Genomic DNA, 9,830 nt, shown 5'->3' on the forward strand with positions numbered 1-9,830 from the left:
TGTTCTCGGTGCCGCGTGCCGTGGCGCTCGCGCCGGTCAGCTCGCCTGGCCGTACGGGTCGTCGATGGCGTAGCGCCACACCCCGTCCTCGCCGCGGGTCAGCACGTCCACCCCGACACCGGCCAGGTGCTCGGTGGTGCCGTCGGCGCCGGTGATGTCGATCGTCCAGTCGACGATCATCAGCGCGGTCTGGCCGGTCACGAACACCTGCCGGGGCTTGGCCGCCATGCGCGGCCCGGCCTCCAGGAATTCCCGCTGGTATTTCCGGCGTTCGTCACCGCTGAGCGGCTTGCCCGGTTCCCAGACGGCGATCGCTTCGGCGGTGTAGAACTTCTCGACCGTCTCGTAGTCGCCGGCGTTGACGGCCTCCACGTAGCGGGCGGTGTGGTTTTCCAGTTCCGCGATGAGCTCGGACATGGCGGAAATCGACCTGCCTTCTTGGCTGGAGAAACGTTTGAGGGGAACGTCCAGAGGAAGAAACGTTCCACGCGGGTCCTGCACGGGTGGTGCGGGTGCTCGTGCATTTCCGTGGCCGACACTATTCGGGCGAGTTCAACGTTCCAGCCACGCTGCGGTAATGCCGTGGTCTCCGCGCGGGCGGGGCCGGACACGACAGTGCCGCCGGGCGACGGTGTGCGAGTCGCCCGGCGGCACGTGAACCGGTGAACGGGAGGGCGGGGGCGGCCTCAGGCCTGGCGCACCCGGCCGTCCCAGCGCCAGGCGCCGCGGCGCGGCAGCCCGGGCAGGGTGGCGCGTCCCGTGCACCACAGCAGCGTCTCGGCGGGGGAGTGGCCGGTGGGCGCGTCGGGGAAGAGCCGCTCGACCACGGGCGCCGCCAGGGTGTCCGAGGGCGTGTACTCCACACCCACGCCCTGCGCGATGTCCCGCCCGTGCACGACGAGTTCGAGCACGCCCATCGCGGCGAAGCCGGCCGCGTCGGAGTGGCCGTAGGGGTGCCAGGCGCGGACGTCCGGCGGGGTGTCGCGGACGGTGCCTGCGAGCAGCGTGCCCGCGATCCGGATGCCCTCCAGGGCGGCCGGCACCGGGGCGTGGCCGTCGATCGAGGAGAAGAGGGTGATGTAGCGGTCGGTCGGGCGGGCGATGAGCAGACCCGCGTACCCCACCACCCCGAGCGCGATGTGCGAAAGCGTCTCCCGACAGCTCCAGTCCAGATCACCCGCCTTTCCGTGCCAGTTCTGATCGGCTCCCTTTTCGAGTGCCGAGGTGGTGTCCTCAGCCGCCGTCGTCACGAGTTCGGGCCATGAAAGAGTCATGCTGGGATGGTCCCACACCGGCCTTTGCGGGCACCCTGCGATCATTTTCCGTCCACTGTCCGGTAATTGCCCGGTAATGGCACGTCAGATCGCCTCCGGTTTCCGGAGGTACGGCAGTGATGACCGGCCAATGAGTGTGCCCTTACTCATTTACCCGAGCCCTTCAGTAAGGTTTTGAACTGCCGGGGAGCGTTGGGTTCTCACGCCTCTCGACCGGCAGTAGGAATCACAATCGAGGAGCCGTAAATGGCCACGAACGACGACCTGGCAGCCGTACTGGAAGCCGTGGACAGCATCGTCCCGACCCTGCGGGAGAACGGCCGCGCCGCCGAGGACCGCGGCTGGCTGCTCGACGAGAGCATCGAACTCCTGGAGAAGGCCGGGGTGTTCCGCATGGCCGTGCCGCGCCGGTTCGGCGGGCTCGACCTGCCGCTCGCCGACCAGGCCCGGGTCATCACCGAGATCGGCCGCGGCTGCCCGGCCGCCGCCTGGGTGACGATGGTGTGGGTGACGAGCACCTGGACGGCGACGCTCTACCCCGACCGGGCCCAGGAAGAGGTCTTCGCGGCCGGCTCCGTCAAGATCTCCAGCGCCTTCGCGCCCACCGGCGTCGCCGTCCCCACCGAGGGCGGCTACCTCCTCAACGGCACCTGGAAGTTCAACACCGGCTGCAAGGGCGCCGACTGGGACTTCACCGCCGCGATGGTGCGCAACCCGGACGGCACCGAGGGTGAGATCATGGCCCTCGTCCCCATGTCCGACCTCAGGATCGTCGACGACTGGGACGTCTCGGCCGGCGCCGCCACCGGCAGTGCCACCGCGATCGCCGAGGACGTCTTCGTGCCGGCCCACCACGCCGTGTCCTTCGAGGAGGTCATGGTCAGCGCGACCGGTGACCGCTCCAACACGGGCGCCACCGGCCGCAACTACGGACTGCTCAGCTTCGTCATGGCCGAGTGCGCCGCCGTGTTCATCGGCATCGCGCGCGGCGCCTACGAGCTGTTCCTCGAGCGCCTCCCCGGCCGCGGCATCACGTACACCGACTGGACCGACCAGAAACTGCACCCGCTCACACAGATCCAGGTCGCCACGGCCGCCAACAAGATCGACGCCGCCGAGGCCCTGTCCACCCGCTGGCTCACCCTCCTCCAGGAGCGCGCCGACGCCGGCGAGCAGCCCACCGACGAGGAGAAGGCCATCGTGCGCGGCCAGACCGGCTTCGCGGCCCAACTGGCCAAGGAAGCCGTGCAGATCCTCTTCGAAGCCGGCGGCGGCTCCGTCATCCGGCGCGACGTCCACCTGCAGCGCTTCCACCGCGACATCCAGGGCTTCTCGCTGCACGCGCTCGCCAACGCCGACGTCAACCTCGAACTCCAGGGCCGCGTCCTGGTCGGCCTGGAGCCCGGCACCGTCTTCCTCTGAGTCGGCGCCCCGGACCCCTATTTCACCGGCGCGCCCGGCGCGCCGGTTCGCTCAGCACACCACTTCGTACTGGAGGAACTGATTCATGGGTGACAACCACACCGCGGTGTCGGTGCTCGGCCTCGGCCTGATGGGGCAGGCCCTGGCCGCCGCCTTCCTGAAGGCGGGCCACGCCACCACCGTGTGGAACCGCTCGGCGGACAAGGCCGACGGCCTCGTCAAGGACGGCGCCGTCCTCGCCGCGACCCCCGCCGACGCCGTCGCCGCGAGCGACCTGGTGGTCGTGTGCGTGTCGACGTACGACGTGGTGCACGACGTCATCGGCTCGCTCGGCGACGCCCTGCGCGGCAAGACCGTCGTCAACCTGACCACGGGCTCCTCCGAGCAGGCCCGGCAGACCGCCGAGTGGGCCGAGAAGAACGGCGCGCAGTACCTCGACGGCGCCATCATGATCACCCCGCCCGGCATCGGCGCCGAGACCTCCGTCCTCTTCTACGCCGGTGACCAGGCCGTCTTCGACGCCCACGAGCCCGTGCTGAAGCTGCTCGGCGGCGGCACCACCTACCTCGGCACCGACCACGGCAAGCCCGCCCTGTTCGACGTGTCGCTGCTCGGCCTGATGTGGGGCGCCCTCAACAGCTTCCTGCACGGCGTCGCCATCGTGGAGACCGGCGGCGTCAAGGCGCAGGAGTTCCTGCCGTGGGCCCACATGTGGCTCGACGCCATCAAGATGTTCACGGCCGACTACGCCGCGCAGATCGACGCCGGTGACGAGAAGTTCCCGGCCAACGACGCCACTCTGGAGACGCACCTCGGTGCGCTCAAGCACCTCGTCGAGGAGTCCGAGGCGCTCGGTGTCGACACCGAGCTGCCCAAGTACTCCGAGGCGCTGATGGAGGGCATCATCGCCCAGGGCCACGCAAAGAACAGCTACGCCAGTGTCGTGAAGGCATACCGCCGCCCCGCCAAGTGACCGGGTCCGGTATTCGCCTCACCCCCTGACGAAGGGGCCGCTTCCGAATCCCCCGTCGGAACCGGCCCCTTCCCCATGCCCGGAACACCGGCGTTCCGTATCGGCCGCGCCATTCTTCCCGTGTTTTCATCCGCCGATTCCGAGTGCTTTCCGTCCGGCATTTCCCGCTCTTCGCGAAAGGTGTGTTCCATGACCGAGAACGGCGACAGCACGACCCCTCGCTCCCACGGGCGTCCCACCAGACGAACGCTGCTGAAGGCGGCGGGCGCCACCGCGCTCACCGCCGGTGCCGTCACCGCGGCGGCCTCCTCCGCCGCCGCGGACGACAAGCCCTACGACGCCATCGTGATCGGCGCCGGTTACGCGGGCGGCACCGTCGCCCGCGAACTGGGCGCCCGTGGCATGAGGGTCCTGGTGCTGGAGGCGCGCGGCCGGATCGGCGGCCGCATCGAACCCGGCACACTGGCGGGCCAGCACATCGAACTGGGCGGCGGCTGGTTCGGCCCCGGCCAGAACCTCGTGGCCCGCGAACTCAAGCGCTACTCGCTGGCCACCAGCGAGGACGTGCACGCCACCCGCATGGTGATGCCCGGCCCGAACGGCTACACCAGCCACTCCCCGCAGGAGGCCGGAGCCCGGCTCAACAGCCTGTTCGCGGACTTCTACGCCGGCTCCGAGCAGTACTTCGAGCGGCCCTACGAACCGCTGTACCGCAAGGACCTGCTGGCGTCCGTGGACCGCCTCTCGCTCGCCGACCGCATCGCCCAGCTCCAGCTGACCGGGGTCGACCACGACTGGGTGAGCGGCGCCACCTCGGTGTTCGCCGGCGGCAACCGCACCGGCTCCCTCACCGGCCTGGCCCAGTGGTACCAGCTGGCGGGCGGCACCTACGACCAGTTCCTCTCCGTGATGAGCGAGCTGCCCGAGGGCGGCATGATCGCCATCCTGGAACGCATGCTGCGCGACTCCGGGGCGACCGTCAGCCTCAACTCGCCGGTCACCGCCATCCGCGAGCGCGGCGGACTCACCCACGTCGAGGTCCGCGGCGGACGGGTGTACCAGGCCCCGGTGGTCGTGCTCGCCACACCCGTCAACATGTGGTCCACGCTCACCTTCGAGCCGGGCCTGCCCAAGGTGTACGCCGACGCCGCCCGCGAGGGAATCGGCGTACCGCACGCCACCAAGCTGTGGCTGCGGGTGCGGGGCACCTCCGAGGCGGTGTCCGCCCAGGCCCCCGAGGGCGCCCCCATCCTGCTGCTGATCCCGCAGAAGCAGCTGCCCGACGGCCGCATCTTCGTCGCCTTCACCGGGCCCGCCCTCGACGTGTCCGACCCGCAGGCGGTGCGCGCCGCCGTCCGCGGGCTGCTGCCGGAGGCCAGGGTCGTCGAGTACCGGGCCAAGGAATGGCACAAGGACCCGTACGCGCGCGGCGGCTGGGGCCTGCGCCGGCCGGGACAGCTCCTTCGTCAACTGCCGGACATCCAGCAGCCGTTCGGACGCATCGTCTTCGCCGGCGGTGACATAGCGAGCGGCTGGAACGGGGCCTTCGTCGAAGGCGCCCTGGAGTCCGGCTTCCGTGCCGCGGAACAGGCCGCCACCCTCGCCGGCTGACCGACGGCAGCGCCATGACCGGGCGGTGGGACACGGGGAGTGCGGTCCCCGTCCACCGCCCGGTCATGGCGCCTTCTCTTTTCTCCCGTCCCTTTCGGTGGCACGTCTCTCGTACGTCGCTCGCGTCGAATTACCGAAGCGAGGACGGACACTGAGAAGGGGGAGAGACCCCCCTGCCTACGATCGGGCCGAACATTCCCCCACTCAGCAGTTCTGCGGTAATGCGGCCGAAAGGGCAGTCGAGCGCGATGACGAATCAGCACCCGTCCGAATCGATCGAAACGCGCCGTGCACGGAGCGAGGAAATCGCCGTCGTCGGCCTTTCCTGCCGTCTGCCCGGAGCCGGGGATCCACAGGCGTTCTGGGACCTGCTCAGCACCGGCTCCTGCGCCATCACCCCCGCCCCGGCGGACCGGTGGCGGTCCGCGACCGGCGAGGCCGCGCCCGAGGGCACCGCACCCGGTCTGCGCCACGGGGGCTTCCTCGAACGCGTCGACACCTTCGACGCCGGCTTCTTCGGCATCGCCCCGCGCGAGGCCCGCGTCATGGACCCGCAGCAGCGCCTCGTGCTCGAACTGGCCTGGGAGGCCCTGGAGAACGCCGGGATCGTCCCGGCCACCCTGCGCGGCAGCCGCACCGCCGTCTTCGTCGGCACCCTGCGCGACGACTACGCGGCCCTGCTCTACCAGCACGGCGCCCGGACCGTCACCCAGCACACCATGACCGGCGTCAACCGCGGTGTGATCGCCAACCGCGTCTCCTACCACCTCGGACTGCGCGGCCCCAGCCTCACCGTCGACTCGGCCCAGTCCTCCTCACTGGTCGCCGTGCACCTGGCGTGCGAGTCCCTGCGCGCCGGCGAGTCCGACGCCGCCATCGTCGCCGGGGTCAACCTCAACATCCTCGCCGAGGCCGCGGTGGCCGGGGAGCGCTTCGGCGGCCTGTCCCCCGACGGCACCACCTACACCTTCGACGCCCGCGCCAACGGCTTCGTACGCGGCGAGGGCGGCGGAGCCGTCGTCCTCAAGCCGCTGTCCCGGGCCCTCGCCGACGGCGACGACGTCCTCGGCGTCATCCACGCCAGCGCCGTCAACAACGACGGCGCCACGCCCGGGCTGACCGTGCCCGGCCAGGACAGCCAGGAACGGGTCCTGCGCGAGGCGTACGAACGCAGCGGCCTCGACCCCCAGGCCGTCCAGTACGTCGAACTGCACGGCACCGGCACGCCGGTCGGCGACCCCGTCGAGGCCGCCGCACTCGGCGCGGTGCTGGGCGCTGCGCGCTCCGACGCCGGTCCGCTGCGGGTCGGGTCCGCCAAGACCAACGTGGGCCACCTGGAGGGCGCCGCGGGCATCGTCGGCCTGATCAAGACCCTGCTGGCCCTGCGCCACCGCCGCCTGCCCGCCAGCCTCAACTTCGACACCCCGAACCCGGCGATCCCGCTGGCCGAGCTCGGTCTGGAGGTGCAGCGCGAGACGGGCGACTGGCCCGCTCCCCACCGGCCGCTGATCGCCGGTGTCTCCTCGTTCGGCATGGGCGGCACCAACGCCCACGTCGTCCTCGGTCAGGCCCCGGCCACGCCGTCACCGGCCACACCGGCGGCCGCCGCCCCCGAGCAGGACGGTGTCCTGCTGCCCTGGGTGGTCTCCGGGCGCGGCACCACCGCCCTCGCCGCCCAGGCCGACCGGCTGCGTGCCGCCGTGACCGCCGAACCCGCGCCCCGTCCCGAGGACGTCGGCCGCTCCCTGGCCACCACCCGCACCGTCTTCGAACACCGGGCCGTCGTCCTCGCCGACGACCGTGCCGGCATGGTCACCGGCCTGACCGCCCTGGCCGAGGGCCGGCCCGCCCCGCAGGTCGTCACGGGCGTCGCCCGCCCCGGCACGACGGCCTTCCTCTTCACCGGCCAGGGCGCCCAGCGCACCGGCATGGGCCGGGAACTGCGCGCCGCCTTCCCGGTGTTCCGCGCCGCCTTCGACGAGGTGTGCCAGGCCTTCGCCCCGCTGCTCGAGCGGCCCCTCGCCGACGTGGTGGACTCCGGGGAACACCTGGACGACACCGCCTGGACCCAGCCCGCGCTGTTCGCCGTCGAGGTCGCCCTGTACCGCCTGGTCACCTCCTGGGGCATCACCCCCGGCCAGGTGGCCGGCCACTCCATCGGCGAGATCGCCGCCGCCCATGTCGCGGGCGTGCTGTCCCTGGACGACGCGGCCCGCCTGGTCGCCGCCCGCGGCCGGCTGATGCAGGAACTGCCCGCCGGCGGAGCCATGGTCGCCGTCGAGGCCACCGAGGACGAGGTGCTGCCCCTGCTCGCCGCGCAGGACGGGCCGGTGGCCGTCGCCGCCGTCAACGGGCCGCGCGCGGTGGTGCTCTCCGGCGCACTCGACGGCGTCACGGCCGTCGCGGAGCAGCTCGCCGCGCGGGGCCGCAAGACCCGTCGCCTCACCGTCAGCCACGCCTTCCACTCGCCGCTCATGGACCCGATGCTGGAGAAGTTCCGCGCGGTCGTGGAGGAGCTGGCCTTCCACGAGCCGCGGATCCCCGCCGTGTCCACCGTCACCGGCACCGCCGTCGAACCGGGCCAGTGGACCTCGCCCGCCTACTGGGTCGAGCAGGTGCGCCGCCCCGTGCGCTTCCTCGACGCCGTACGCACCCTGGAGAGCCTGAGCGCCGCCACCCTGCTGGAGCTGGGCCCCGACGGCGTCCTCACCGCACTGGCCGCCGCGAGCACCCAGGACGCCGCTCCCGTCGCCACGCTGCGCGCGGGGCGCGCCGAGGTCCGCTCCCTGCTCAACGGCGTCGCCGCCGCGTTCGTCCGGGGCACGCGGGTCGACTGGGCGGCCGTGCACGACGGCGCCCCGGGCCGCCGCGTCCCCCTGCCCACCTACGCCTTTCAGCGCGAGCGCCACTGGATCGACGGCCCCGCCGCCCCCGCTGTGCGGACACCGGCACCGGACCGGCCCGAAGCCGAGCCCACCGAACTCCCGGCCGCCCCGGCTCATGACGCCACCGCCCTCGTGCTGGAGCGGGTCGCCGCCGTCCTGGAGCACACCGACGCCGGGCGCGTCGACCCGCACGCGGCGTTCAAGGACCTCGGCTTCGACTCCCTGATGACGGTCGAGCTGCGCGACGCCCTCGCCGCCGCCACCGGCCTGAAGCTGCCCAGCGGGCTGCTGTTCGACCATCCCACCCCGGCCGCCCTCATCGTCCACCTCACCACCCTCCTCGCCGGCCCGGGCACCGCCGCCACCGACGACGACCGCGCGGGCACCACCGGCGACATGGCACACGAGCCCATCGCCATCGTCGGCATGGCCTGCCGTTACCCGGGCGGCGTCACATCCCCCGAAGATCTGTGGCACCTGGTTGCCGAGGGCCGGGACGCCATCTCCGGCTTCCCGGGCGACCGGGGCTGGGACGCGGACCTCTACGACGCCGACCCCACGCACGGCGGGCACAGCACCGTCCGTGAGGGTGGCTTCCTGCACGACGCCGCCCTGTTCGACAACGAGTTCTTCGGGATCTCGCCCCGCGAGGCCCTCGCCATGGACCCGCAGCAGCGCCTCCTCCTGGAGACCGCCTGGGAGGCCGTCGAACGGGCCGGGCTGGACGCCGCCGCCCTCAAGGGCAGCCGTACCGGCGTGTTCGTGGGCGCCACCGCCCTCGACTACGGGCCCCGGATGCACGAGGCCCCCGACACCGTCGAGGGGCACCTCCTCACCGGCACCACCCCGAGCGTCATGTCCGGCCGCATCGCCTACCAGCTCGGACTGCTCGGCCCGGCGGTCACCGTCGACACGGCCTGCTCGTCCTCGCTGGTCGCGCTGCACATGGCGGTGCGCTCCCTGCGCTCGGGCGAGACCAGCCTGGCCCTCGCGGGCGGCGCGACCGTCATGTCGTCGCCCGGCATGTTCGTGGAGTTCTCCCGCCAGCGCGGCCTGGCCGCCGACGGGCGTTCCAAGTCCTTCGCCGCCTCCGCCGACGGCACCTCCTGGGCCGAGGGGGTCGGCCTCCTCGTCGTCGAGCGCCTGTCCGACGCCCTCCGCAACGGGCACCGGGTGCTGGCGCTGGTCCGGGGCAGCGCGATCAACCAGGACGGCACGGGCAACGGTCTGACCGCCCCCGTCGGCCCTTCCCAGCAGCGCGTCATCCGCGACGCCCTGTCCGACGCCCGTCTCACGCCCGCCGAGGTGGACGCGGTGGAGGCGCACGGTACGGGCACCCGGCTGGGTGACCCGATCGAGGCGCAGGCGCTGCTGGCGACGTACGGCCAGGACCGCGAACGGCCGTTGTTGCTGGGGTCGTTGAAGTCGAACATCGGGCATGCGCAGGCTGCCGCGGGTGTGGGTGGTGTGATCAAGATGGTGCAGGCGATGCGGCACGGTGTGCTGCCGCGGACGCTGCACGTGGACGAGCCGTCGCCGTTCGTGGAGTGGGACACGGGCGCGGTCGAGCTGCTGACCGAGGAGCGTGAGTGGGCCGCCCGGGAGGGCGCGCCGCGGCGTGCGGGTGTCTCGTCGTTCGGGATCAGCGGGACGAACGCGCATGTG

6 protein-coding genes are annotated in these 9,830 nt (G+C 72.2%); 4 read left to right on the plus strand and 2 right to left on the minus strand.

Annotation, left to right across the window (positions count from 1 at the left end):
* Positions 1-36: 36 nt before the first annotated feature.
* Together AB0I06_RS29895 and AB0I06_RS29900 are read right to left on the minus strand one after the other, a co-directional pair.
* Positions 37-417, minus strand: coding sequence for a nuclear transport factor 2 family protein (locus AB0I06_RS29895; protein ID WP_363121958.1), 381 nt, complete (start codon positions 415-417; stop codon positions 37-39).
* 269 nt (positions 418-686) lie between these two features.
* Entirely contained in the window at positions 687-1,274 is a 588-nt protein-coding gene (locus AB0I06_RS29900; RefSeq protein WP_363121959.1) for a maleylpyruvate isomerase N-terminal domain-containing protein, read from the minus strand.
* 246 nt (positions 1,275-1,520) lie between these two features.
* On the opposite strand from AB0I06_RS29900, the gene AB0I06_RS29905 reads away from it, so the two are divergent.
* From AB0I06_RS29905 to AB0I06_RS29920, 4 genes are all read left to right on the plus strand, one after another.
* Complete coding sequence (locus AB0I06_RS29905; protein ID WP_363121960.1) at positions 1,521-2,696, plus strand: acyl-CoA dehydrogenase family protein; 1,176 nt, start codon at positions 1,521-1,523, stop codon at positions 2,694-2,696.
* A gap of 85 nt (positions 2,697-2,781) precedes the next feature.
* The gene (locus AB0I06_RS29910) at positions 2,782-3,669 is read left to right on the plus strand and encodes an NAD(P)-binding domain-containing protein (protein WP_363121961.1); all 888 of its coding nucleotides are present in this window, start codon (positions 2,782-2,784) and stop codon (positions 3,667-3,669) included.
* A gap of 189 nt (positions 3,670-3,858) precedes the next feature.
* Complete coding sequence (locus AB0I06_RS29915) at positions 3,859-5,280, plus strand: NAD(P)/FAD-dependent oxidoreductase (RefSeq protein WP_363121962.1); 1,422 nt, start codon at positions 3,859-3,861, stop codon at positions 5,278-5,280.
* Positions 5,281-5,528: 248 nt separating this feature from the next.
* The coding region (locus AB0I06_RS29920; protein WP_363121963.1) for a beta-ketoacyl synthase N-terminal-like domain-containing protein at positions 5,529-9,830 on the plus strand (4,302 nt) is incomplete at its 3' end.

It is taken from the genome of Streptomyces sp. NPDC050674, assembly GCF_040654575.1.
In the GTDB taxonomy this organism is placed as follows: domain Bacteria; phylum Actinomycetota; class Actinomycetes; order Streptomycetales; family Streptomycetaceae; genus Streptomyces.